Source organism: Pseudoalteromonas sp. McH1-7, assembly GCF_013366255.1.
Classification (GTDB): Bacteria; Pseudomonadota; Gammaproteobacteria; order Enterobacterales; family Alteromonadaceae; genus Pseudoalteromonas; species Pseudoalteromonas peptidolytica.
In genome coordinates, this window is sequence record NZ_JABWPQ010000022.1 from 56,613 (window position 1) to 83,487 (window position 26,875).

The window sequence follows — 26,875 nt, forward strand, 5'->3', positions numbered from 1 at the left end:
CAAAACAGGTAGCGATTATGATGCTAAGAATGGGCAAAAATAGGGCTTGGTAACAAGACTTTTTAACCTGGATAGGCTGTTTGTTCGAGCTCACCAGTATAGAGCGATGAGCTCGATTTTAAATTTGAAAATAGAAGGGGAGGTAAGCCGGACTATTTTTTTATCTCAGGCCATTGAAAACCATGAAAGGTGTCAAGGTATAGCTGTTCTACTTTTGCTCGAGCCCAAGGCGTTCGTCGTAAAAACTTTAAACTGGATTTGACGCTCGGGTTATCCTTAAAACAGTTTATGTCCACGGCGGCTGACATGGCTTTCCAGCCAAGCTGTTGCTCTAGTTTAATAATTATTTCTTCTAGCTTGACCCCATGTAGTGGGTTGTTTGCTTGGGTACTCATTAATTGCTTCTATATTGACGACTATAATTGTTGTTAGTTTACCTGAATTTTCTTGATAATTTCAGGCCTTATTGGTTTACCTGATGTATCTGCTTTAATCCAAATAAGCTGACCATTGTCTTCGTTGTGTTTTTTGGGAGCACATACAAAGAGCATATCGAATTGCTGCAACAGTGCGCCTTCGCTATATGACTCTCCTTGGTACCAACATACTCGTTTGGGTAACTCGCCATAAAGTCTTAACTCTTGGGGACTCAGTGCTAAAACACTGGGTGAGATCAAAGTTGCTGTTATTAAACCTATTAAAAACTTCATCAAATTTAAAATTTTGAACTAGAGTGTAAAAAGAATATAGAAGAATAAGGAAAAATGACAATGGCATTAGATCAAAAATTATTGGATGAGCTAACCTTACTTGCCAGGTTTCCTAGGCATAGCTTACATCAGGGGATTAAAATTCACAGTAATGCACCAGAAGGGATCCAGGGCGCTGCGATGCGTCTATTTGAAAAAGGGGTTATTGATAGCCCCGATGGAGGGTATTTAACCGATTTGGGCCATGACCTTATCGGCCATTTTGATCACGTTTATAGCGCGCTGAAATAAAAAGGTTTGATTTACGGGGTGATATGCCCAGCATATAACCCCATACAACAGATCTATCTCGTAATTAAGTTACTGTGCATCTAATTGATTTTCAGGCGCGGCATCAGAAAACGCGCTTAGCGTATTGCAATGCTCATATACTCGAGCGATCTTAGGAAATGCAGTCATATCCACTTTAAAACGCAGTGCATTAAATACTTGTGGCACTAAACAAACGTCGGCTAGTGTAGGCTCTGTACCAAAGCAAAATTGACCATCACCAATCATAGGTTCTAGCTTTTTAAAGCCCTCGATAACCCAATGACGATACCATTCGTTTTTCTGGTCGTCAGATGCGCCTAGCTCGTTTGATAAGTATTTAAGTACACGTAAATTATCAATAGGGTGGATATCACAAGCAATGGCATAGCAAAAATTTCTTACTTGTGCTTTTTGCCATGGATCTTGTGGTAACAAAGCTTGGCCGCTTTGCGTTTCTTCCAACCACTCCAGTATTGCTAAAGATTGCGCAAGGACGCCGTGCTCTGTTTCTAAAGCAGGAAGTAAGCCTTGACCATTTTTACTTAAATATGCCTCTGCGCTTTGCTCAGATTTAAGCAAGTTTACAGGCACTAACTCATGGCTCAAACCCTTTAAGTTTAAAGCAATACGCACACGGTAGGCGGCTGAGGAACGAAAATAAGTATATAGTTTCAACATAATCTTTATGCTCCTTTAAAGTACTTTTTAATGCCTTTCCAGCAATCAGCATAATTAGGCTGACGTGCTTTGCCTTCAAGAGCATACTTAGTTGGAGAGATAATGTAACGTGACTCAAACATAAACGCGAGCGTGTTTTCATAGCGCTGCGGCGCAAGCTCTGCATTGCTCGCTTTTTCAAATACATCCGCTTCTGGACCATGTGGAGACATGCAGTTATGCAGGCTCATACCACCTGGTACAAAGCCATGCTCTTTAGCGTCGTAGACCCCTTCGATTAACCCCATAAACTCACTCATGATATTACGGTGATAATAAGGAGGGCGGAAGGTATTTTCTGCCACCATCCAGCGCGGTGGGAAGATCACAAAGTCTACATTGGCAACACCTGGTGTGCCTGATGGCGAAGTCAGTACAGTGAATATTGATGGATCGGGGTGATCAAAACTTACTGTATTCATCACATTAAATCGCGCTAAGTCATATTTGTATGGAGCGCTATTACCTGTCCATGCAACCACATCAAGTGGCGAGTGGCCAATGTCACAGCGAAATAAGTTACCGTTGAACTTGGCAACCAGTTCAAAATCGCCTTCTATGTCTTCAAAGGCAGCCACTGGGTATTGGAAATCACGCTCGTTAGTATAACCATTTGCGCCAACGGGACCTCGCTCCGGCAAGATGTAGGGATTGCCGTAGTTTTCACAAATATAACCGCGAACTGTATCGCTGAGTAGCTCAACTCTAAATTTAATCCCACGAGGGATAACGGCAATCTCACCTGGTTTAATCGCGAGTTTTCCGCACTCGGTATGTAAAACGAGTTCACCTTGCTGTGGGACGAATAGCAATTCGCCATCCGCATTATAAAAGTAACGTCCCTCCATCGATGCGTTAGCAACATATACATGAATACCTATTCCGCTTTGTCCGTTGGCACTGCCGTTAGCTGCCATAGTGACCAAGCCATCAATAAAATCCGTTTTCTCTTGTGGTATATCGATAGGATCCCAACGCAACATAGAAGGTGGAGTCGCTACCTCTGTAATAGGGGCTGTGCGTAGTAAACCATTATCAATGGCCTCGTATTCTCCTTGTAAGACGGAAGGACGAATACGGTAAAACCAATTTCTGCGGTTATCAGCCCGAGGCGCTGTAAATGCTGTAGTGTTATATTGCTCTGCATAAAGGTCGTATTTTACTTTTTGCGGTGAAAATTGACCAATAGGTAAAGCGCCTGGCAATGCTTCACTTTCAAACTCATTACCAAACCCTGTTAAATATTGAAGTTCTTGGCTCATCTGTCTCGACTCCTTACTGTTTTATAGTAAGATACTCTCATGTGAGAGTATTTTCAATCTTCACCGTTGAGTAAGGCCGTAAAGTTATTATGACACTTAGGAGCAATTGATAATGACAAAAAAAGATGAAAAGCCACTGAATATTAAAGAGTTTTTACCATATCAATTAGTTTCGTTGTCAACAAAAGTGAGCAATGACTTTGCACAGGTGTATAAACAGCAAGGGAAACTGACACAGCCGCAGTGGCGGGTGCTGTCCCATGCGATACAACATAATGGGATCACAGCAGCACACATTTGTGAACTGGCAAACATGGACAAATCAACCGTTTCGAGGGCGATCAAGCAGTTACAAGACAGAGAGTTGATTGAGATGTTAGTGAGTTCAAGTGACAAGCGTGCAAAGACTATTGCGGTGACAGAGCAAGGAAGAGTGCTTTATCAAACGTTAACGCCACTTGCTCTAGCATGGGAAGCCGAGCTACTTAGTTGTTTTAGCGATGAGCAGAAAGAAAAGTTTATTGAATTATTAACGGTGCTTAATAATAGACTAGTGAATAGTGATACCAGCAATGCTGATTAACGAAAAAGGCCAGCATTTGCTGGCCTTTGGAAGGTTATCTAATTATCTGTTAGATATTAGAATGTGTAACGAATACCAATTTTAGCTTGCCATGCTGATGCGCCTTTATCGATAGTCGAGTAGTTACGAACATCTGCACCCTTATAACGAGGAGAGATAATGAGCTTGCCATCGTCGTCTAAGCCACCAAAGTCATAAACAGCTTGGTCAGAGTAACCTAATTTCTTCTCTATACCCCAGTCACTGTTTAGTAGGTTAGCAAAGTTTTCGATCATAAAGTAAAGCTCACCTTTATGCTCTTTGTAGAAACCTGGGATCTCTTGCTTAAAGCTTACATCCATAGTAGTAACCCAAGGTTGAGTGCCTGTGTTACGGTCAAGCAGTTGGCCACGCTCGGTGATACCAGCGCGATTAAGTAAGGTCTCTAACTCGTTCCAAGATAGTCTTGATTCTTCCCAATTTACATTGGCGTCATCAGGGCCCGATGGAATGTAAGCTAGGTATGCAGAGGTACCAGCAAAGTCGCGAGTATCACCAAAGTCATAGTCATTATAAGACCCCATTGTGTAGCTAAATGGACGACCAGAGCGACGCTCAAAGAATACGTTAAACTTAGACGCGTAACCGTCAAAGAATTCAGTTGTATAGCGTAGATTTAACTTGAAGCTGTGCTCAACTTCGTAGTGGCCGCGGCCAACCAACTCAACGTTACGGCTGTGCGTGGTTGCATGTTTATAGTTTCCATCAGCTTGAGATGCGCTGCCTGGAGAAACATCTTCAACATCTTGGTTTGTATAGCTTGCTGAAACATAAAGCCCGTTATCCCACTCTTTAGCAATAGCCGTGCTAATGATAACTGAACGCGCGTCTTTATCTGCGTTAGTCATCATGATGTCGTAGTTATCTCTTAACTCACCAGAGTACTTGTTTTCATATATGATACGACCTGTTGCAGAACGAACAATATCGCCGTTTTCATCAAGTTTAGGGGTAATAGAAGTATTCTTCCAAATCGCTTCATCTTGCTTATTGTGATAAGCAAGTTCAGCTGTCCACTTAAAGCCATCGCCTAATAGCTCTGAATCAAAGTCATATTCAAAGCCAATTTGAGCACGAATACTTGACGGTAACTCGAAGTTTGGATCTGTATAGGCTGTGCTACCTGCGCCTTGCTGTAGAGAATCTTGAATTGGTTGTGGCACACGAGTGAAGTCAACTTGCTCAACGCCAGCGAAGTAATCGTTGATAGCGTCTTGGTTTGCGCTAACCTGCGTTAACCCGTCTTTTTGGAATGGGTTGTTAAACCAAACATTTGGGATACCGCCGTGGAAGCGACCAACACCGCCATTAATGGTGAGTGATTCAGTGGCATAATACTTGAAGCCGATACGTGGTAAAATGATATCTGCACCATCCAAGTTTTCTTGGTTAGTATAGCCGTATGTTTCTTGGAATGCGGTATTTAACGTTGGCTTATCGCTTGAAGATAAGCGCTCGTAACGAACACCCGCCGTCATTTCAAGGTCGTCAGTCACATAGAACTTATCTTCAATATAAAGCGCAAGTTGTTCACGTGTAGCATCATAAGCTAAGTCATTGACATTGTTAGTATAAGCATTGGTATAAGAGAACTTATAGTCATCATACTTATTTAAGAACAGCTTTTTGTTTTCAAAATCTTTTATGCTACCAAACGTCCAGCTACCTCTTGAGTCTTCACCGAACAAGTTGTACAGGCGCTTGCTCTCGTACTGACCACCGAAGTTAATCTCGTGGTCACCCATTAGGTAAGTTGCATCAAGAGTAAACGCGTATGTTTCGGTTTCAGACTCGTTAACATGACGGTATCTATCGCGTCCAAACTGGAAGCCAGCACCGCGCTCACCAAAAAGGTTTACACGAATATTGCCTAGATCTGAGTTTGTAACGCTATCGTTTGTTACGTTTTTATACGCAAGGCCAACCTCTGTCGAGAAATCATCCGTCCAATCAGAGTATAATTTGGCAGCGAAATTATCGAATTTAGTCGTATAGGTATAACGACTTGACGCCATTGATACTGTGTCGCCACCTGTTGCGAAGCCTCTTGCATCTTCTTCATCTTGCCATTGGTAAGTGAAGTCTGCACGGTGAAGATCTGAAATGTTCCAGCTTAGCTTGATTAAGATGCTATCGCTGGTGTCTTCAGGGTTACCACCAAGCTCATCTTGAATACCATATACGCTGTTTAAAGCATTAACAAAATCGAGGTAATCCTTTTCACTAACGTCAAACTCATGAGCTGTACCTGAACCATCAAAACCGTAGTCCATGTCCATCTCTTGCTTCCAAGCGTTGTAGTTTACAAAGTAAAATAGTTTGTCTTGGATAATCGCACCACCGGTACTAAAGCCTAAACGCTTTTCGGTAACGATAGGATCTGTGCGTGCCACTTCATAAGTTCTATGGCCATCTTCATCAAGAATGTTAGAACCAGCGCGGTGGATTATTTTACCGTCAGCGTCTTTTATGTCTTCTTTGTATTTAACTTCTGAGATGTTATCTAGCTTACCTGCAAGGCTTGGTGTGCTAGTTTCGTAGAAACCAGTAAAGGTGTATTCATTAGAGCCTGACTTAGTAACTGCATTGATTGTACCGCCACCAAAGTTGCCTTTTTTAGCTGAGAAAGGTGAGGTATCTACAGAAATCTGCTCAATTGCATCAAGTGCTACCGGTGGTTGTGCTGTCGGATAACCGCCAAAGTTTAGACCGAAATCATCATTTTGACCGATACCGTCAACGGTTAAACCGTTGGTTCTTGGGTTATTACCCGCAATTGTTAGTTCGCCATTACCATTGATGCTGGCGAGTGGGTTTAAGCGTGCAATGTCTTTGATATCATTATTGAAGCTAGGTACATTTTCAATGGTATCTGCACCAAATACACTGCTTGAGCCACCAGCTTGTTGCACTAGTTTATATCCAGTGACTTCGATTTTTTCTATTTGTTGTAACGGTTGAAGCTGGTTGGTTAGGCGGTGAGTATCACCAAGCTCTAGATAAATATTGTCAAGTTGTGTATCTGAATACTTGTTAGAATCCAAGATTACGCGGTAAGGACCACCTACACGAAGGCCTTTTGCGATAAACGTACCTGACTCGTTAGTTAGAAAAGTACTTGTTGTTCCAGTTGGTTCGTGAATAACTGTAACTTTAACGTTTGCAGCGGCTTCACCGGTTGGTGTTGTAATTTTACCGCGCATTGCAGATGACGTGTCAGCAGCGTAAGCACTCACTGATACGCCAAGTGCCAGAGCTAATGCGCCAGCTACTTTAGTTAAGCGAACGTTTCTCATTATGTCATTTCCCGTGTGTTTTGACTGTTTCAATGTAAATTACTGCGAACACAACATTTTTATATCAATCCTAAAGACGTTGTGTTCATAAACATTTCTATCAACTGCGCTTTGGGTTTCTGAAGCCAGAGTCCCAAAATAGTGCTGATGAGAGTGTTTGGTCGATCTAAGTTGTGTTATCGACCTGGTATGCGCACACTAAGCTCAGTCTGTGTCGACTAAACAGTAAGCACCTCATAAGAGGTTCTCTTTCTTCCAAAACCACGTAATTAACGCTATTTCTTGATGTCAAAAAGGCCGCTTACTTAATGCGATTGGTATTAAATCAAAAAGAGCAAAAAATATACTATTCTTAATTCTGCATACTTGCGAATTATACAGTAATAATAGGGCGGTTATCAAAAGTTTATGCTTTACTTTTAAGGTTTTTTGATTGAAACAATGGTGAAAAGGTGGAGTCACTGGTGTTGTTATAACTGTTTGATAAATAAGGCTTTTGTCTTTTTTCGAGTTTGCAGCGGCCGGTACTTTGTAGTGATGATATAGGTTGTCAATACTTTCAGTTATCTTCAAAGACAACTATTCATTTACACCAAATATTTATATTTTATTTTTTGAATTTTATATTGAGCAATTTCAAAGGTTTAATAAAAATGCGTCACCTAGAGATAAAGGTGACGCATTTTACTTAAGCTGCTAACTTGTTAAGTATGCGTAGTAACTAGATATTAAAATTTATAATTAACACCTAGCTTGATACGCCATGAAGAGCGTTCCGCATCAAACGTAGTTGGTGCATCACTTTCATAACCTTCGCTGTAGATATACTGATTTGCAGCTTGGTCATACTCAACACCAACTAATTCGCGACCGTTAAAGAAGTCAGTTCTGTATACCTTACCTGCGCTACTATCAATTAAGTTAAGCAAGTTTTTCACTGAGAAGTAAACAGACCCTTTATGACCTTCCATAAACCCAGGGATTTCTTGGGTAAATTTGAAGTCTAGGCGTGTAGTCCAAGGACCATTAACAGTGTTTCTATCAACGATGCCGCCGGCTTGGCCCGCAAGACCGTGTTGATCAATTACTGCTTTCAATTGCTCATAGCTATAACCATCTGCATAGCGTACTTTGGCATCATCTGCACCAGTTGGGATGTAGGCTAAGAACTCACCATCATCGAAGTTGTTTTGTCCACCAAAAGTGTCGTAGCCATTAGCATAAATCCAGCTATATGGTCTACCTGAACTACGCTCACCTTGTAGTGAGAAAGTAGACTTGTAACCTTCAAACAATTCTGCTGCGTAAGAAATATTAAGTTTAAAGCTGTGTTCAATCTCATAGCGGCTGCGGCCAACAACTGGGTTGTTTCTATCAGCTGCATTATACTTCTCATAGTTTGAGTTCGCTGTTGACGAAGTACCGCCAACTAGAGAGGTTGCATCTTGGTTAGCGTATGAAGCGTTTACGTAAAAACCATTCTCAAATGCTTTTGACAAACTAAGTGTAAATGTTTTACGCGTACCGCCTTCACCATTGGTTAGCATGATATCTGCACGGTCACGTTCACCAGTACCTACGTAAATGTTACGACCATCAGGGCCTGTAACAACCTCTTGTGTTTCACGGTATAACTCTTTCCAGCGGACAGCATCTTTTTCGTCGACATACATAAAGCTCGCTTCTAGATCCCAGTTATCACCTAGGCCGAAATCAGAGAAGTCAGCTGAATAGTTAGCCGTGATGCCATAGCGCCACTCTGAAGGTAACTCGAAGCTTGGGTCAATTAGGTTAACGTCACCATTACCTGGAGATAAGATTGCACCCGCTGGCGCTTGTGTAAAGTCTGGGCTATTAAGGTCAACATCATCAGTATTAGCACGGACATTGATTTGGCCGTCGTTTGAGTATGAGTTTGAAATCCAAACGTTTGGTGTACCACCGTAATAACGGCCAACACCACCACTGATGGTTAAGTTATCCGCTGCTGTCCAGTTAAAGCCTACGCGTGGTAGGAAGATATCTTTTCCATCCAAGCTATTGGTATTCGAGAAGCTGTATAGGTCAGTGAATGTAGAATTCTCACGGATTAGGCCTGAAGTCGAGATTTTCTCATAACGAACACCTGCATTAATCCATAAATCATCGCGAATATCCCAACGATCTTCTACGAACATATGAAGATTTTTTACTTTAAAGTCAGCTGCAGCATCATTTGGGTTACCTGTGTAAGCATTTGAATAAGAAACGCTCTTCGCTTTACCAGCTTTAAAGTCCTCAAGTGAGGCAAATCTCCAGTCACCTCGAGAGAAAGGAACAAACTGGTTAAACACATCGATTTCTTCAACACCCACACCAAAGCTTAGGGTGTGATAATCAAATAGGTACTCACCCTCAACGTCAAAAGTAGTTGTAGTGTTCTCTAACTTATTAGCGTGACGGTAAGGATCTGTGCCGAAGTACACACGGTTATCATCAAAATCAATACGTACTTGACCAACTTTCGCATCGTTTAGCGTGTCAGAGAATGGGGCTTGGTTTGTTTTGGTGTCTTTGTATGACACTTTTACCTGTGTTGAAAACTCATCCGTCCAGTCTGAGTAAAACTGTGCTGCATAAGAGGTAATTTCTCCCTTTTTATCATACCAGTTACTCAATAATGAAAAACGACTACTATTAGTGTTTTGAGGCGTAATCGAGTTGTCTGTAGAGTCTTGGTAAGTAAATGCTGCACGATGGTAGTCATTAATATTCCAGTCAAGCTTTACGAGTAGTTTCTCACTGTCGTTATCTAGCCCCTTAGGAGTGCTACCAGTATTAACATTGTACTTGCTACTCGCAACGCTTTGGATCTCTTCAAGCTGAGCACCAGTTAACCAATCTAGTTCATTTGCCGCGCCAGAGCCGTCTACTCCCCACTCAGTAACGAATGGAGTAGTCGATTCTTCATAGGCAACAAAAAAGAATAGCTTGTCTTCGATAAGCTTACCACCAAGCGCAGCACCAAATGTTTTACGCTCATATTCTAAGTCTACATCAGTACCATCTTCACGTTTTGGCGTACCAGCCATAGAGTCATCTTCATACTCATAGAAGAATTCACCAGATAACTCATTGGTACCTGACTTTGTCACTGCATTTACAGAAGCACCGGTAAAACCAGATGCTTTTGCATTAAATGGTGTGATGTCTACTGACACTTGGTCTATAGCTAATAATGAAATCGGTGAACCATTCGTTGGGTAACCATTATCGTTTAAGCCAAAGTCATCATTTTGTTTAACGCCGTCAATAGAAATACTATTGAAGCGCGGGTTTACACCACCTACTGACATCTCACCGCGAGAGTCATCAGAGATATTAACAAGCGGGTTTTGACGCACGATATCTTTTATGTCACGGTCAAATGAAGGTGAACGCTCAATATCGCCTGCACCATAAACACTTCCCATTGTGTCTTTTGAGGCATTGATAATTGAGTGACGAGATGCACCTGTGATGGTGATTGTTTCGATATCAGAAGTTAGTTCTATATCCAGTGCCGAAGTTTTGCCAAGCGTTAGGAATAGATCTGTTAGTGTTTTATCTTTATGTTTCTTAGAGTCAATTACAACAGTGTATGGACCACCTACGCGTAAGCCAGACGCATTAAAAACACCACTCTCATTGGGAGAGAGGGTTTTCTTTGAACCTGTTGGTTCGTGAATAATTGTTACGACAGAAGAAGTATCTGGGTTACCTTGTGGCCCCACAATAGTTCCTTTAATCGTCGATGTTAAAGAGTTTGCACTGGCTGCGCCACTAACACCTACAGCTGCAACTATCGCTACAGAAAGTGCTGTTTTGCGTAAAATAGTGTTCATTATGTTGTTTCCCGTATTTTTAGAACTAGCTACAATTATATTATTTCGCAGTCACAGAAGTCTTTAGTGCTTCTTTTAGTGGCTGCGAGTCCTTATCAAAAATTTGGTTTAATAAACCAGCAAGTCTAATACCGCCTTGTTGCAGTCTAAACTTCACTGTTGGCATATGCTTGTAAATGTACCCATAACTTATTTCAGTTTCATTGCTGTTATATACATTTTCGGCAATATTATTTGATTCAAGTAGCCAATCAGCTGGTGCGCTGTTTAAATATTCAGCAATTATTTCAGAGTTTGTGGTTTGAATAAAGCGAGTAAACTCAGTAAACGAGAGATTTTCGTTCTCAATTAATTTGGTATCCCACGTGCTGTGTAAATTAGAGTCGCTACCGAAAAACTTTACTTTAATCATATTGCCCCCACGATCCTCACCCCTGCCGGCGTGGAAAGGTTGGTGACTATCGCCTACAAGGTGGACAAGGAAGCGTAACGCAAAACGTTTTTCGTCTATAGATTTGGAGTCGGATTGGAGCGTGTTGATAGAGTAATAAATGCCATCTAGAATATTTTTTACTTTTTCTTTGTCGTCTAGATTTGAATGGACATGTTGGTGCATGTTTTTAGGATCTTCGATATTAATGTAATGCCATTTCGAAGACTGTTTGCGCCAAAAGGTGCTTGGATCTGAGCGCATCTCGTCAGCCCATGTGGATACTTCAGCTAAAGAATCGCCTTCTAGTAAAGGCTTAATAGCAAGGCGGGTGTGGTCAGTTAAATGTAATTCAGCTAATTCGCCAATGATCCTGTGCCCATTTTGGCCCCATGCTGCTGCATCTGAAGTGGTTAACGTCATTCCTACTGCAAAAAGTAATGAAATGCTTTTACGTAACATTTTTATCTCTTGTGGAAAAGGGAACAATCTTCCCAATAAAAAGTGAGGCCAATTGTCCGCATTTTTCAACAAAATAAAAGGACTCAATAAGATTCATAATTTCTTATCAATAAAGTATTTAAATCAATTGTTTATGTCTTTTTAGTAAAATTACCTATTGCAATAAGTAAAGAAAATTGATCTAATAGACGACAAGAAATGGTAGGTTATGTGTAAATGTGATATATAGTAACGTTTTGGTTAGTAAAGCAGCAATTTTCGCCGTGTTTTTTACAGGTGCATTATTGTGTTGGTTCCTCGGTAGTAGGCTGGTATCTGTTAAACCTTTGTCAATCGAACCAGTTGTGCAATATTCAAGTTCGTGTAAAACGCGCTCTGTTTCCAATATCAACACGCTAAAAGTACATGTACCTATTAAAAGTCTAGCTTTGGAAGTGCTTGTTAGAGCCTGCGAAAATGACGTTGTTACTAGGCAATATGGTGAGGTAAAGGTATATTGGGGTGGCAGCCTAGGAGAGCAAATTGAATTTTTGGCCAAAGGTATTGCTGACGTAATCTTGACCAAAGACAATATTATGTCGGCATTAATGGCCGAGTCTACACATAGTTACAAACCGGTTATTGGGTATCCTGCTTATTCTGCATTTTTTATTTCAAACACCGAAAAACCGACTTTATCCAAGTCTTACTTTTTGGACAAAAAGATCGGTTTACTAGATTATCCAACTAGCCGCTCGGGGCATATTCTGCCAAAAAGTGCGCTCAAAGACCTAGATATAGATATTAACGCGCTCGACATTACGTATTTGAGTTCTCATCAAGCACTGCGTGAACGACTTGCATCCGGAGAAGTAGATATTATCGCTTCGTACTGGTCTGATGAAGATGAGGTGAGGTTTTCAAAAAATTATATTACACCGATTGCGGATAATGTCAGCGGTAGTAAGTGGTATTTGAAAATGAACAACAATAACACCGATTTAGTGTGTGCGTTGCAGGGGGTTGTACACCAGATAGCTCAGTCAAGAACATCCAGCTATTTTGATAAAGTAGATACCTATTGGCAGTGTGAGAAGGCTCCTTACCGCTTTATTGGAGAAAAAAATGGAGCTAAATAAACGTAATATATTTTTATTTATGGGCTTATCTTTGCTTTTTTGTTGTATTTTCCACTTATCTCAAACTACCACAGTAACAGATGTGTTAAAGCAGCAAAAAGAAGCAGTTGCATTGAGAGTGGCTATCGATTTAAATAAACTCCCTGTAGCAGACCCATTTTTACACTACGCGGGGAATGAAGTTGAATTAAATGAGTATATCAACGCTTTAAATTTATCTTTGCAAAATAAAGGTGCTCGACTTACTGTTTTAGATATTAATACCTCAGGTGCTGGAGAAAGTAAAAATAGTGAAATACTGACATTAACCGCCCCACATAGAAATTTTTATGTAGCTATTTCTATCGATAACTCTAAACCTGTTTTTACTTTTATATTTCCTTTCATCATGGCTTTAATTGGCGTCGCTTTTTATAGTTGGAATAGAAAGAAGCATATCGCAGCAAAGGTTAATAAAGTTGAACTAGCAGAAAATTTACCTGAATTTAAGCTGATTATTGATTTACACTCAAAAACAGTAACCACTAACCGTGATAAACAGGTAAGGGTACAGCTTGCAAATAAGCCATTATGCTTTTATTTGGCATTGATAGAATATTGTGATGTCCACCCAGATGTTATTTTGAACCAAAACAAAGCGATGCCAGAGCCATTGCTAGAATTGGCTGATAAATACTTTTATCGACTGGTTGAGCTTGGTCACACTATCAGAAAACGGCCAAATTTTACTAATAGTCTTGAGAAGACACTAAGTGAAATTAGAGCTGCTTTAGATGAAGCACTAGAAGCATTTCCAGAGAAAAAAGCGCTGTTTTATCCACCCAAAGCCCATGGGGAAGGTTCACGCTCTAAGCTTCATAGTTATGGGCTTAATGGAGTTAAAAAGTCAGAAGTAGAAGTGATAGGTAAGTGATACCAGCATCATTCAAACAACCTTAGGTTTGGATAAGGAGTGCTCTAATTTGTCTCTGGGTCAAACTAGAGAGTTTTAGGGGAAGTGGTGTTATCGACAAAGTTTTTTGCCTCAACATAGCAAGCTTAATTAAGATAATTGGAATAAGCGAGCGACTCTTCTACTATCTACAGACGCTAATCGAGTAACAACGTTAGGCTCTGTCTGCCACTTTTATTAGGCTAGCATTAATATAGATAACACCTAAGAGCGCTATCTAATATTAATGCTAGTTTCCGTATCACAGATCGACTGCTTTGATCGGGCTGTGCTTTTGCAGGTAATCCTTCAGTACTTGAGCATCAGTGAAGTCTGTAGCGGTATATTCTGCAAGTTGGTTAACTTTAGGGTAGCCATCACCACCTGCGGCATTATAGCTGTTAATACTCATACGGTAGCGTTGATTAAGCGCCAAAGGCTGCCCTGCAATTTTTACATTAACCACTTTATTATCTTTTAAATCAAAAGTAATGTGGTGATACTGCATATACGCACCAGAATCTGGTGGAAATTGTGCGACTGTATTCAGGTAGTTGATTAGATCTTTACCTTGCCAGTCGACGTAAGTAATGCGGTTTCTAAAAGGGTGTACCTTTAATACATCTTTATAGCTTATATCACCTTGTTCAATACTGTCTCTGATCCCGCCGCCACTGATAATACCAAAATCTGCTTCCACAGCGGCCATCTGAGCATTAATAATCAAATCAGCGAGCTTGCTTTGTTTAAATCTAACCGTGCTTCGACGGCCATCAAGAAAACTATCTACAGATCCAACCGCACCAGCTATTTGCGCTTGCCCTTTATCTTGAAAGGGCTTCAAGAACGCAAGAAGTTGTAAATCTTCTTCGATACTTTCCCCAATTACCACACCTTTGTCATCCTTAAGATTGACTGGGATCAGGTTGTAACTGACCAAGGTTTTAGTATCTCCGCTGATTTTAAACACGGCTTTACCCACATACTTACCCCATTCATGTGCTTGCATTATCCAAGTACCATTTTGGTTGTCGGGTTTACATGTTTTGCCCGGAGAAAAGTGCGTATTCTCTTTACCGCTTTTATCTACGCAAACAGGCTCTTGAGAGTGCCCGCCTACAATTAAGTCGAGTGTGCCGGGGGCGAGCTGGCGTGCTAGCGTCACATCACCTGGTGCATTGATCCCATGTGCAGCATCATGATAATGACCCATATGAGTCACTGCTATCATCACATCAGGGTTATATTTCGCTTTTATCTTAGGTGCCCAGTCTTGTGTCGCAGCCAATGGCTCAATAAATGTCAATCCATCAATATGCTTAGGGTTTGCTATCTTTACCGTATCAACGGTCGTCAGACCAAGCACGGCAATCGTTAAGCCTTCCTTTTTTATAATAGTGTATGGAGTGTAAGCTGGGGATTGAGAGGTGTTGTCGATGATATTAGCTGACAAAATAGGGAAACCAGCCCACTCAATTTGTTTCGCGAGGACATCACGACTGTTATCAAATTCGTGATTACCGAGCGCCATAGCGTCATAACCTAACTTTTTCATTCCTTTAAAGTCGGGCTCTGCAAATTGCAAATCTGATTCTGGAACACCGGTATTAATATCTCCACCCGAAAGCAAGATAACGGCATGACCTGAATTTTCGGCGTCGCTCTTTAGTTTATCGATTAAGGTTTTTCTTGCGGCCATACCATACTCACCCTTATCATTTCGCCAGAAGCGACCATGGTTATCGTTGGTATGTAGCACAGTCAGGTACTGTGTAGATTGCGGCTCATTGGGAGAATACTGACAAGCTGATAACAGCAATGCCGTTGAAAAAATCAAAATATTGCGCATAATTCAGTATCGTTAGTAAATTATGCGCGTATTTTAGAACAATAAAATTATTTTAATAGTGCTAACACTCAAAATCGCTAAATTTTCTATTACTATTTTCAGCGGCACAAACCCGCCTGTTAAGTTCCACTTTTGCGTACTCTCGTTTGTCATGGCCTGTTTCAACCATCCAATTTAAAAAGCTTGCTGGTAGTGATGAATACGGTTCACCAGCATGAAGACCAAAGTCGCAAATAAGATTATCCTGTTTCATTTGATTGCCCCTGTTGTTCTTTTAATCATCGACATGCTAGCAAATTGGTTCAGACTTTAAAGAATAGTTAGTTAAAAGAGATGGCTTTTTTAGTCCTTTTGGTTATATAAGTGTTAATATAAGCGTGAGCCATTGAGCTAGTACGAATACGCAGCCGGTTAAATAAAGCCTAAAGCGTAAAGTCAGGTGATTGCTACCAATATGCACGTATGAATGCGCGATACGACTAAATACAAATAACAAGGCAAAAAGACTAAACCATAATGTGACTAGTTTTAAAGAAAGTGCTGCGAGGGAGACAACAAAGAATAGAATGGGGATCTCAAACTGATTACTAAAATTACGTGAAGCGAGTATGACTTCTTCTGGAGCGTCGTTAAGCTGCATAGTCTTGAACTGATCGATGTGTATTAGGCTTTTCTTTGCTGCAGCAAAGCGTCGCTTTCCCATTACCAGCATCACACTAAAAGTTAACAGCGTCTGTAAAAATAGTGCTACGAGTAGTATATAAATAGAAGTTGTCATCATTTTCCAATTTACGAAGTGTTACAAAACAAAAATATCGAGTGTTGCAAAAGGCTAACGCAATGACCATGATAGTGTGACTATTAGTAGTCATTTATCACCATAATGGATTGTTTTATGAAAAAGCTATTCGCAATTAGTGCCCTTACTGTAGCAGTTATAACCGGGTGCAGTACAACTTCTTCGTTAAATAGCACGTCTGTTAAGTCAAATTTACTCTCACCTAAACTTATCGTCAGTCCAAACGATGACAGACAATATCAAACACTGACTTTAGAAAATGGCATAGATGTCATCTTGGTATCTGACCCTTCGGTGTCCAAGTCAGCTGCTGCGTTGAGTGTTGGTGTTGGCTTACTTCATGATCCTATGTCGCAGCAGGGAATGGCGCACTATTTGGAGCACATGCTGTTTCTCGGGACAGAAAAGTACCCCGATAGCAAAGGGTATTCAGAGTTCATGACCAATAACGGTGGTGCCCATAATGCTTATACATGGCTAGATATCACCAATTATATGTTTAAGGTAAATAATGATGCTTATGATGAAGCGCTAGACCGCTTTTCAGATTTTTTTAAGTCACCTAAATTGTACCCTGAATATACCGAAAAAGAGAAAAATGCGGTAAATGCTGAATGGTCAATGCGAAGAGAAATGGATTTTTTTGGCCAGTTTAAGCTTGCGAGAAACATGATGGGCGAGCACCCTGCAAACCGATTCTTGATCGGAAATCTTGAAACCTTAGGGGATAAGGAAGGGAGCAACCTTCATCAAGAAACTGTCAATTTCTACAACAAATATTATTCGGCGAATATTATGAAATTAGCGATGATTTCAAATGAGCCGATTGAGCAAATGGTCGCCAAAGCGAAAAAGCATTTTACTTCAATTAAAAATAAGCATATTGAAAAACCTTCAGTAACACAGGAACTTAACTATAACAAAGTAGGGCAAAAGCTTGTTCATTATAAGCCCAACGAAGATGTAAAGACGCTGAAACTTGATTTTACGATTGAAAATAATGCGGCAGAGTTTGCAGTTAAGCCCAACTACTTCATCACTTATCTATTAAGCAATGAAATGGCAGGAAGCCCTGCACAAGTGCTAAAAGAGCAGGGGCTTATCTCTTCATTGACCGCTTATGCTACGCCAAATAGTTATGGTAATTATGGCACGCTCCAAGTTGATATTCAGTTAACTGATCAAGGTATTAAGCAGCGTGAGTTAATCACAGGCACTGTGCTAGATTACATTGAGTTAATTAAGCAGCAAGGTGTCGATAGCCGCTATTTTAAAGAGATCCAAACATCGCTAAACAATCAATTTAGGTTTTTGGAAAAAGGAGATGAATTCGGCTACGTCAGTAATTTAGCCGATAGCATGCAGCATTTTCCAGTAAACCACGCCATCAACGCAAGTTATTATTACGCTCAATTCGATGCTGATGCGGTAAACGCTGTATTAGAGCAATTAACTCCAGAGTACATGCGAGTGTGGTACATCAGTAAAGATGAACCTACCGAAGATAAGCTGCATTTTTATGACGGTGAATATAAAATTGTAGATCTAAAAGAAAGCGACTTTGAACACTGGAAAAAAGCTGCAAACTTTACCTTATCACTCCCTAGCGTAAATACGCTCTTACCGGAGCACTTTGCTTTAAAAACTGTGCCAGCTGATGCAAAAAAAGGCGTACAAAAAGTAATTGATGCTGATGGGGTAACAATCTGGCATGCAGCCAGCGAGCGATTTTATGCTCAGCCAAAGGGCAGCTTAAAAATTTATATCAATAACCCAGAATCATTGGATGATATTAAAACTGAAGTCGCATTGGCGATTTGGTCAGATTTATATCGATTAGATAAAGCGAAATTGATGACAGAAGCAAGTGTTGCAGGAATGTATTTAGGCCTCACGCCGAGCAACGGTTTAATGCTGGATATTTCAGGTTTTACTGACAAGCAATCGCTGCTATTAAAAGACGCATTATCTGGACTGCAAATCAGTGTCAGTGAGCGGGCTTTTGAGCAAGCAGTAGACCGCTACGTGAGAGGCATTCAAAACCAAGCTAAAGAATTCCCATTTAGACAGGCATTTAGCGTCTACCAAAAGCTAGTACGTTCTGGTAGTTATGACGATGCTGCATTAATTGCGGCCGCAAAATCGCTCACAGTGGGCGATTTAGAAACAGTGCAAGATCACGTGCTGAGTAATAACCAAGTAAGAGTATTTGCCTACGGCAATTATGATAAATCGGATTTAGAAGTACTTAAATCAACGCTCGACAATACTTTGGCAAAACGCAAAAATATTACCCAATATGCCCGAGCTGCTTACTGGAAACCTGAGAAAAAACAAACCTTAGTGTGGCAGCAAGATATAGATGTCGCAGATGTGGCTGTGATTGATTTTGCAGTACACCCCGTGCCAGGCTACGCGCAAAAAGCGGCGGCGATGATACTGCAAGGGCACCTCAGAACTGCTGCATTTGAGCGCCTGAGGACACAAGAGCAGTTGGCTTATGCCGTAGGCGCGACAGGTGTTGCTATTGATGAGTACTCTGCGCTTGGGTTTTACATTCAGACTCCAGTGAAAGACGCAAAAAGTATGCAAGCTCGCTTTGATGAATATAAGCTAGAATATGCTGAGGAACTGAACAAGTTAACGTCTGAAACATTTACGCAGCTTAAAAATGCGGTGTTGGTGTCGTTGACCGAAGCGCCTAAAAACTTGTCTGAAGAGTTGCAGCCATTGTTAGGTGACTGGTTTAAAGAAAATATGGAGTTTGACTCTAAAGCTAAATTGATAGCGGCTGTTGAAGCGATAACACTGGCGGGTATAAAAGATTACTACCAAAAGACGGTAATGAATCCAGATGCTGCTCGACTGAATATTCAACTTCGTGGCAGCAAATTCAAATCTGAACCGTTTGCTGATCTGCCCATGCAAATTAAACTAGACTCATTAGAGCAGGCTAAAAAGCAAGTTAAATTTCACCCGTAAAATAAAAGTAGGCAATTTCGTAAAAGCTGGTTCGGGTAGTCCTGCCAGCTTTTTTATTTATAAATAACCTAAGCTACGGATAATTAATACCTTTCTATCAGCCGAGTGTTAGCGCTAACGGCGTAAACTCGGCTGGCCTATAGAATGTAGGCAAGGCAAAAATTTTGCTATTTAGTCATTCTAAATAAGAAATTTTTAACGCTGTTAGCGTCAGGTTTACTCCTTCAAATTGAGCAAGTATTGAATCTAATTGGTATAATATCAATAACATCACGAACAACCTGTACAGGAAGCATTATGGTCATAGCAAAAGGAAAGCGTGTTTATTTGAGAAAGGCCAACTTAAATGATACTGGTTTTATGCTCCAGTTACTTAACCAAAAAAGCTTTATAGATAATATTAAAGATAAAAATATTAAAACCCATCGTGAGGCGCAAGAACACATTGAGCATGCGTATCTCATTCCGTATCAAATTGGCTTACCTGCACCTTACATTGTTGCACAAGCGAGTAGCGGTGAGAGTGTTGGTGTATGCGGTTTATATCAGCGTAATTTTCTCCGCTACCCTGATGTTGGCTACGCGTTTTTAGATTGCTTCACCGGCAAAGGGTATGCAGCAGAAGCAGTAATGGCACTCATAGAATATGTTAAATTGCACGAAAGCTATCAATGCCTTAGTGCAATAACGCTAGAATCAAATACAGCGAGCATAAATGTACTGAAGAGGACGGGTTTTACAAGTTGTGGCGCAATTATTATTGATCAAGACCACAAGCCTGTGGTTGTGTTTGAACGCAATTTATAATGATTGATTTATATGTAAACTCAATTGTTTAACATTTTTCTGGTGCGCGGCCACTAACGCGTTAAAACCATCTTGTGCTAATTCAGTTTCAAAGTGAAATGGGTGCACTTGGCTAAGTTGGTAGCTTTTGTCTTTGTAGGTATACAAGTACCATGTGCCACTCATTACGGCACCTTTTTCAAAATGACCAGCGAACTCATCCACTTCAACAACGAGACGCCGATGTTTTTCATCATGAAGATAAAATTTATCGCTCTTTATTGCGGTGCTATCCGAAGCGGTATTTAGTCCGTTGATTAAATGCCAAGTCAGCATATCAGAGGGGGGTTGTGCCCAAAAATGGAAGTTTGCAATATTCACTTTATTATTGGGCTGAAGCTGCACGAGGGCTTGTTGATTAAACAACTCAATTAACTGCACCTTGTCAACGATAATAATATTGCTCGATTGTGATAGTGCAGAGGCTTCACTGAGAGTCTGCGTTGTGCTCAACTGGTAATAGCTTACTGGTAACGATTTATTTGTCATACACCCAGCGAGCAAAACACACAACATAGATACAGTGAATCGTGTTTTCATTTAGTTTTCCTTGGCTGTGGATCTGCCTCAGCCTCTTTGTTAAAAATCAGCATATTAGGTTGTTCGTTCAGTCCTTTTGAAATGGGCTTTAAGCGATTTGAAAGACTCTCAATTTCTTCTAGTGTGCTGCTCAACTGTTCCATCACGCCAGAGCCTTTTTGATACTGAGTCATTGTTTGTTCAAATTGTTTTAAGCTGGAAGTAAGCTGATTTAATGTGTCTTTAAGACTGGTTAAGTTGCCACCAACCTTTTCTGTAATGTCATTCTCGTTAACAGATTTTACGAGTTGATTCATTTCCATTGCTAGTAACCTGTGTTGCTGAAGGGCGCCTTCTAATTCCTTAACAGTTGTTTCAAGAGGTAACCCATTTAGTTTGTTTAATAAGCTGGTGACTTGTTCCGAAAGTGCAGTGATCCCGCTTGAAACGCTCGGCAACACTGGGTAAACAGTCACTTTATCGGTACTTACGATTTCAGCACTTGGGTAGAAATCTAGCTCTATATATACCGCACCTGTTAACAAATTGCCACTTTTTAGTGACGCTCTTAATCCATTTCTAATCCATTTTTCTATATTGGTTGACCAATACTCTTGTGCCAGCTTCGCATCTTCATAAATGCGACCGTATTCAATTTTAACTAAAACAGGAACGGATGTATTGTCTCTTTGAAAATAAAGTGGCCTGTCGTCACTGACACCCGTTGCGGGAACTTGCTCAATTGTACCTATTCTCATTCCTCTGTATTCTACGGGAGCACCTGCTTTTAAGCCTCGAATAGATTGTTCAAACTCAACAAGATAGTAATCAAAGTGATCGAAGCGTCGCTCGAGCGCCATAGAAAAGTTTTTATGTAGGGCATAGCTTTTATTTTCGGTAGAAACCTTACCACTAGGCATTGAAGGTGGGTAGTCAACGGAGATCCCTCCTTTGATCATCTTGGCTAATGACCCAGTTGAGACTTCTACGCCTTCGGTTGACAGCTTAAAGTCAATCCCAGAGCTAATCCAAAAAATAGCATTGTCTGTAATGAGTTTATTGTAGGGAGAGTAGATAAAAATACCATATTCCATTTTTAGGCTTTCAACACTGAAATGTGCAGATTCCACCTGACCAATTTTAAAGTTTCGGAAAAATATACTAGAACCAACATCCAAAACCTCGGCATCTGATGCTACCAGTTTATAACGTTTCCCTTCAACCTCTGCACTAATGAGGGCTGGTTCATCCATTAAGGTAAAAATGCTAGAACGAACTTTCGCTTCGCCAGGTGATAACTCGATGTAAACCCCAGACAGAAGGGTGTTCATACCTGAAATTCCAGACTCATCTATCCGTGGTTTAACGACCCAAAAGGATGAGTCTTCCGCGAGCAAGTCGCTGTAAGGTTGCAATACTCTGACTTTGGCGACAACAGCATTTTGATTAAGCTCTAACTTTAATGATTCAACCAAGCCAACTTTCACACTTTTAACCCGTACCTCAGTTTTACCTGCAATAATGCCATCGGCATCATTCATCTTGATGAAAATGGTATGGCCTTTATTTATTTGGTGTTGATATAGCATCCAGCCTGTAATCAGCAACGCGATAATAGGAATTATCCATATTACGGAAAATTTTGGTTTGTCTTCGATATCGGCTTGAGTAGTCATTGATTATTTTTATCCCACAATAATCTTGGATCAAAACTATTAACGGCAGCTATCTGGCAAAGCACCATTAGAGTAAAGAATACAATGCCAATTTCCGGTTCCACATTCAACACTGTACCAAGTTGAACCAAAGAGACCAAAATAATGACAACGAAGACATCAATCATCGACCAGCGACCAATAAATTCGAGTAATCGATACACTTTTGTCGCTTTTAGCGGATCCTTTGGTATTTTCACTCGGATCAGCAAGTAACTCAATAATAACGCTTTTAGCACGGGAATACATATACTTGCGAGAAAAATAAGCGTAGCGACAGGGTAGGAGCCATCTTCCCATAAAACTTGGACGCCGGAAAAGATAGTCGCCGGTGTATGCAAGCCAAGGCTTATAGTATCCATAATCGGAAGAAAGTTAGCTGGAATAAGTAGCACCACGCTGGTAAGCATCCAAGCTAAACTTTTTTGAATAGATTGAGCTTTTCGATATTTTAATTTTGCATAACAACGTTGGCACCTATCACCTTCTCCTAAAAAACCACAGACCTTACAGCGCTTTAATACTGCGGGTAGAGTGGTAGCATTCTCTTTAGGCTCAATTAGGTGTAGATTGCACTGAGTTTGATTGCGCCACATAAATTCATGATCAAATAGAGATAGAGCTTCGATAAAACACAGTACAAATAGTATGTAAGCCCAAAAACCTAATCCCATTTCAAGTTCAGCAAAAGACATCAGTTTAAATGCACTGACAAGCACCGCGACCAGGAATATATCGGTCAGGTTAAGTGGCTTAAGTGCTGATAGTAGTTTTGCTAAATGTCTAGCATTGTGTGCGTTAATCACTTGCCAATAATTAGTGTGTGCAAGAAGTAGTAACAGGCTAACTGCAATAGGCATGATCAAAATAGTAAACGCAAATAACCCAGCTAAGAAGTAGCTGTAATGATCTGCAAGTAACATCAACGCTTGCCAAAGGCTCACCACCTGAGTGATACCGTGTTGAGTGTAGGTAATGAAGTTGGGGAACAAACTTGCACATAAAAATAACAGGGCTGAAAAGCTAAAAGCCTGTATCAGTTGATTATGATGGCCTTGCACGTGGCAAAGTACGCACCGACAATTTGGGCATACCGCACGTTTTTGCGAGTCGATCTGATCAATTTGAACGAGCGTGTCGCATTCTGGGCAAGCTGTTAACACACAAAAATCCGTTGATTTTATTTTTATCTAGTTTGCTTGATGCACTTAAATAATTCAAATATTTAAGGTCGTTGAGGTCGTGAGGCAGCTCGATTGGTGGGCATAGACTTTTTTAGAATAAGCGCAAGCGATGGTTATATGATATTTTGAATTTCTACATTCTAATCAAGCTGCGATTTGGATAAGGAATGCGCCAACTCCTTATCCTGAGTTTAGCTTAATCAAATACCGCAACTGTTTGACGGCTCAGTGCGGCCAATTTACCATCTTGTGTCCAAATTTTTGCATCTTCTATCCCATAGCCGTTGTTGCTGTGGTGTGTAATAGCTTCAAAACCCAGCCAAGATTGAGACGATAGGTCAATATCACTCAGAAACTCAATATACCATGACATACTACTAGCAGGGCTTGGTGCTTTACACATTTGCAGTAGAGTCGGTGGCCACGCATCCGCTAGTGCTAGCACGTGCAGCTCATTCATGTTGGCATTTTGCTGCTTGAACCTCATCCATCCACCTAAATTAGAAGATGCAGCGCCTGAAAAAGGCAATGCTCCTTGCTGGGCATTTAAGGCAACATGTTGGAAAAACGCTGGCATAACACCTTCTTGATACGGTAAAACTGCTGCTGTATTGACTTCCTGTAGAGAAGGGCGTTCATTATTTGAGACAGCAATGGCTGACTCTCTATCTTTGCCAAAACAACCGATAGCAATTAAACATACTTGGCCTGATTGAACTAATTGTGTTTGCATTTGAGTTGCATTTTTGCCGCTACGTAGAATAGTTGTAGATACTGTAAATGGAGTACCTTCAAGCAATGGGCCTACAAAGTTTACACTCACGGAGAGTAACCGACGAGGCTCATCAAGTTGGTGCTTCATGTTTTGTACCGCAATAGCTGCTGATAATCCGCCGAATGCAGTGCGACCTTGACACCAGCTTGCTGGGAAGGTCATTTGTGCTTCTTTCTCTTTTAAGCACGGAGAGTGAATAAGTTCATCAAATGTCATGTTGTCATTTCTCATTATTTATTATGTTTGCAATTAGCATAACTGGTCTAACCAGGTAATCAAGAGAGAAATGTTAGAACCATTATTATGTAGTAACACTAAATCGACGTATTCATTGGTCGCTTTAGGTCGATGCTTGAGCAATGGTTTATCAGTTGTCGATTTACATAAGGCTATTACGAAATAGGCAATAAAAGTTGATTTTTTGAGCGAAACACATGAAACAGGAAAAAAATTCGATTTTTTTTAATTTTTTTTAGTTGTGACGCTTGAATTACAAATTGGCGGCCCTATTTATCAAAGCAACTAACTGAACAACGAATTTTGAAGTCGGAGATGATTCATGGGTAAAATTATTGGAATCGATTTAGGTACTACTAACTCTTGTGTAGCGGTACTTGATGGTGACAAGCCGCGCGTTATTGAAAATGCTGAGGGCGACCGCACAACTCCTTCTGTTATTGCATTTACAGATGATGGTGAAACACTAGTAGGTCAGCCGGCAAAACGCCAGGCGGTGACTAACCCTAAAAACACACTATACGCGATCAAGCGTCTAATTGGTCGTCGTTTTGAAGATGAAGAAGTACAGCGTGACCTTAGCATCATGCCTTTCAACATCGTAAAAGCGGACAATGGTGACGCTTGGGTTGAAGTGCGTGGTGAGAAAAGAGCTGCACCTCAGATCTCAGCTGAAGTTCTTAAGAAGATGAAAAAAACAGCTGAAGACTTTCTTGGTGAGGCAGTAACAGAAGCTGTTATTACAGTTCCTGCATACTTTAACGATTCACAGCGTCAAGCAACAAAAGATGCAGGTCGTATCGCAGGTCTTGAAGTTAAGCGTATTATCAATGAGCCAACAGCAGCAGCTCTTGCTTACGGCATGGATAAAAAACAAGGCGACAATGTTGTTGCAGTATACGATTTAGGTGGTGGTACATTCGATATCTCAATCATCGAGATTGATGAAGTTGAAGGCGAGCACACATTTGAAGTACTAGCAACCAACGGTGACACTCACTTAGGTGGTGAAGACTTTGATAACCGCGTTATCAACTACTTAGTTGCTGAATTCAAAAAAGATCAAGGTATTGACCTGAAGACTGACCCGCTAGCGATGCAGCGTGTTAAAGAAGCTGCAGAAAAAGCAAAAATTGAGCTTTCATCTGCACAGCAAACAGAGGTTAATCTACCTTACGTAACTGCTGACGCGACAGGTCCTAAGCACATGAATGTTAAGCTTACTCGTGCAAAACTTGAGTCACTAGTTGAAGACTTGGTTGCGCAATCAATCGAGCCACTAAAGCGTGCATTAGCTGATGCAGATCTGTCTGTAAACGACGTGAACGACATCATCCTAGTTGGTGGTCAAACACGTATGCCACTGGTACAGAAGAAAGTTGCAGAGTTCTTTGGTAAAGAGCCTCGTAAAGACGTAAACCCTGATGAAGCGGTAGCAGTCGGTGCTGCGGTTCAAGGTGGTGTACTTGCGGGTGACGTGAAAGACGTACTACTACTTGACGTTTGTCCTCTGTCTCTAGGTATTGAGACTATGGGTCAAGTAATGACTGCGTTAATCGAGAAAAATACGACTATCCCTACTAAAAAGTCGCAAACTTTCTCAACAGCAGAAGACAACCAGTCTGCAGTAACAATTCACGTACTACAAGGTGAGCGTAAGCGCTCAAGCGATAACAAGTCTCTAGGTCAATTCAACCTAGAAGGTATTCGTCCAGCTCAGCGTGGTGTACCACAAATCGAAGTTACTTTTGATGTGGATGCAGATGGTATCTTACACGTATCTGCGAAAGACAAAGATACAGGTAAAGAGCAGAAAATCACTATCCAAGCTTCTTCAGGTCTAAGCGATGATGAAGTAGAAAAAATGGTACGTGATGCAGAAGCAAATGCTGAAGAAGATAAGAAATTTGAAGAGCTAGTTGGCGCTCGTAACCAAGCTGATGCACTTGTTCACGCAACACGCAAGCAAGTGGAAGAAGCGGGTGACGACCTTCCTGCTGATGACAAGACAGCAATTGAAGCTGCACTTGGCGAGCTAGAAGCAGCAATTAAGGGCGACAGCAAAGAAGAAATCGATGCTAAGACACAAGCGCTAGCAGAGAAATCTCAAAAGCTAATGGAAATCGCTCAAGCAAAAGCGCAAGCTCAACAAGCTGGCGGTGATGCAGGTGCCCAACAAGATTCAGCGAAAAAAGACGATGACGTAGTTGACGCTGAATTTGAAGAAGTTAAAGACGACAAGTAAT

At 40.9% G+C, this 26,875-nt stretch carries 21 protein-coding genes; 7 read left to right on the plus strand and 14 right to left on the minus strand.

What is annotated here, in order from left to right; translation table 11 throughout:
• Positions 1-152: 152 nt before the first annotated feature.
• Together HUZ36_RS15775 and HUZ36_RS15780 are read right to left on the minus strand one after the other, a co-directional pair.
• A complete protein-coding gene (locus tag HUZ36_RS15775; protein ID WP_125253468.1) occupies positions 153-395 on the minus strand; it encodes a VF530 family protein in 243 nt (80 codons plus the stop codon).
• Positions 396-428: 33 nt separating this feature from the next.
• Positions 429-710: a DUF1496 domain-containing protein gene (locus HUZ36_RS15780; RefSeq protein ID WP_176033353.1), complete on the minus strand. Its 282-nt coding sequence runs from the start codon at positions 708-710 to the stop codon at positions 429-431.
• 60 nt (positions 711-770) lie between these two features.
• Here HUZ36_RS15780 and HUZ36_RS15785 point away from each other — a divergent pair, with 60 nt between their 5' ends.
• Complete coding sequence (locus HUZ36_RS15785; protein ID WP_125253470.1) at positions 771-1,001, plus strand: TIGR02647 family protein; 231 nt, start codon at positions 771-773, stop codon at positions 999-1,001.
• Positions 1,002-1,070: 69 nt separating this feature from the next.
• On the opposite strand, the gene maiA is transcribed toward HUZ36_RS15785, so the two are convergent.
• Together maiA and hmgA are read right to left on the minus strand one after the other, a co-directional pair.
• Positions 1,071-1,697: a maleylacetoacetate isomerase gene (gene maiA, locus HUZ36_RS15790; RefSeq protein ID WP_176033376.1), complete on the minus strand. Its 627-nt coding sequence runs from the start codon at positions 1,695-1,697 to the stop codon at positions 1,071-1,073.
• 8 nt (positions 1,698-1,705) lie between these two features.
• Positions 1,706-3,001 (minus strand): homogentisate 1,2-dioxygenase, encoded by a 1,296-nt coding sequence (gene hmgA / locus HUZ36_RS15795; RefSeq protein WP_125253472.1) that lies wholly within the window; start codon positions 2,999-3,001, stop codon positions 1,706-1,708.
• Positions 3,002-3,113: 112 nt separating this feature from the next.
• Between hmgA and HUZ36_RS15800 the strand changes: the two genes are divergently transcribed.
• Complete coding sequence (locus HUZ36_RS15800) at positions 3,114-3,584, plus strand: MarR family winged helix-turn-helix transcriptional regulator (RefSeq protein ID WP_176033354.1); 471 nt, start codon at positions 3,114-3,116, stop codon at positions 3,582-3,584.
• A 56-nt stretch (positions 3,585-3,640) separates the two neighbouring features.
• Here the strand turns inward: HUZ36_RS15800 and HUZ36_RS15805 are convergent, their stop codons facing one another.
• From HUZ36_RS15805 to HUZ36_RS15815, 3 genes are all read right to left on the minus strand, one after another.
• Complete coding sequence (locus HUZ36_RS15805) at positions 3,641-6,919, minus strand: TonB-dependent receptor (RefSeq protein WP_176033355.1); 3,279 nt, start codon at positions 6,917-6,919, stop codon at positions 3,641-3,643.
• Positions 6,920-7,647: 728 nt separating this feature from the next.
• Positions 7,648-10,782 (minus strand): TonB-dependent receptor, encoded by a 3,135-nt coding sequence (locus tag HUZ36_RS15810; protein WP_176033356.1) that lies wholly within the window; start codon positions 10,780-10,782, stop codon positions 7,648-7,650.
• A 40-nt stretch (positions 10,783-10,822) separates the two neighbouring features.
• Positions 10,823-11,674, minus strand: a complete 852-nt coding sequence (locus tag HUZ36_RS15815; protein WP_147390608.1) for a S1/P1 nuclease — start codon at positions 11,672-11,674, stop codon at positions 10,823-10,825.
• 344 nt (positions 11,675-12,018) lie between these two features.
• On the opposite strand from HUZ36_RS15815, the gene HUZ36_RS15820 reads away from it, so the two are divergent.
• Complete coding sequence (locus HUZ36_RS15820; RefSeq protein WP_318671466.1) at positions 12,019-12,792, plus strand: PhnD/SsuA/transferrin family substrate-binding protein; 774 nt, start codon at positions 12,019-12,021, stop codon at positions 12,790-12,792.
• Positions 12,779-13,705: a hypothetical protein gene (locus HUZ36_RS15825; RefSeq protein WP_128730699.1), complete on the plus strand. Its 927-nt coding sequence runs from the start codon at positions 12,779-12,781 to the stop codon at positions 13,703-13,705. The genes HUZ36_RS15820 and HUZ36_RS15825 overlap by 14 nt, the downstream gene beginning before the upstream one ends.
• A gap of 280 nt (positions 13,706-13,985) precedes the next feature.
• Here HUZ36_RS15825 and ushA read toward each other — a convergent pair whose 3' ends face one another.
• The 3 genes from ushA to HUZ36_RS15840 all read right to left on the minus strand — a co-directional run bounded on the left by ushA (position 13,986) and on the right by HUZ36_RS15840 (position 16,350).
• Entirely contained in the window at positions 13,986-15,572 is a 1,587-nt protein-coding gene (ushA, locus tag HUZ36_RS15830) for a bifunctional UDP-sugar hydrolase/5'-nucleotidase UshA (RefSeq protein WP_176033357.1), read from the minus strand.
• Positions 15,573-15,633: 61 nt separating this feature from the next.
• A complete protein-coding gene (locus HUZ36_RS15835) occupies positions 15,634-15,825 on the minus strand; it encodes a hypothetical protein (protein ID WP_125253479.1) in 192 nt (63 codons plus the stop codon).
• Between the two features lie 102 nt (positions 15,826-15,927).
• Entirely contained in the window at positions 15,928-16,350 is a 423-nt protein-coding gene (locus HUZ36_RS15840) for an MAPEG family protein (RefSeq protein ID WP_147390605.1), read from the minus strand.
• 117 nt (positions 16,351-16,467) lie between these two features.
• On the opposite strand from HUZ36_RS15840, the gene HUZ36_RS15845 reads away from it, so the two are divergent.
• Together HUZ36_RS15845 and HUZ36_RS15850 are read left to right on the plus strand one after the other, a co-directional pair.
• Positions 16,468-19,353 carry an insulinase family protein gene (locus tag HUZ36_RS15845; RefSeq protein WP_176033358.1) on the plus strand — a complete coding sequence of 962 codons (2,886 nt, stop codon included), beginning with the start codon at positions 16,468-16,470 and terminating at the stop codon, positions 19,351-19,353.
• Positions 19,354-19,650: 297 nt separating this feature from the next.
• A complete protein-coding gene (locus HUZ36_RS15850; protein ID WP_176033359.1) occupies positions 19,651-20,160 on the plus strand; it encodes a GNAT family N-acetyltransferase in 510 nt (169 codons plus the stop codon).
• Here the strand turns inward: HUZ36_RS15850 and HUZ36_RS15855 are convergent.
• The 4 genes from HUZ36_RS15855 to HUZ36_RS15870 form a co-directional block, all read right to left on the minus strand.
• The gene (locus tag HUZ36_RS15855) at positions 20,155-20,739 is read right to left on the minus strand and encodes a PqiC family protein (RefSeq protein ID WP_176033360.1); all 585 of its coding nucleotides are present in this window, start codon (positions 20,737-20,739) and stop codon (positions 20,155-20,157) included. The genes HUZ36_RS15850 and HUZ36_RS15855 overlap by 6 nt on opposite strands.
• Positions 20,736-22,394 (minus strand): intermembrane transport protein PqiB, encoded by a 1,659-nt coding sequence (pqiB, locus tag HUZ36_RS15860; RefSeq protein WP_176033361.1) that lies wholly within the window; start codon positions 22,392-22,394, stop codon positions 20,736-20,738. Before pqiB ends, HUZ36_RS15855 begins: the two co-directional genes overlap by 4 nt.
• Entirely contained in the window at positions 22,391-23,596 is a 1,206-nt protein-coding gene (locus HUZ36_RS15865) for a PqiA/YebS family transporter subunit (protein WP_176033362.1), read from the minus strand. Before HUZ36_RS15865 ends, pqiB begins: the two co-directional genes overlap by 4 nt.
• 217 nt (positions 23,597-23,813) lie before the next feature.
• Entirely contained in the window at positions 23,814-24,608 is a 795-nt protein-coding gene (locus HUZ36_RS15870) for a thioesterase family protein (protein ID WP_176033363.1), read from the minus strand.
• Between the two features lie 343 nt (positions 24,609-24,951).
• On the opposite strand from HUZ36_RS15870, the gene dnaK reads away from it, so the two are divergent.
• Positions 24,952-26,874, plus strand: coding sequence for a molecular chaperone DnaK (gene dnaK, locus HUZ36_RS15875; RefSeq protein WP_176033364.1), 1,923 nt, complete (start codon positions 24,952-24,954; stop codon positions 26,872-26,874).
• Position 26,875: the final 1 nt, after the last annotated feature.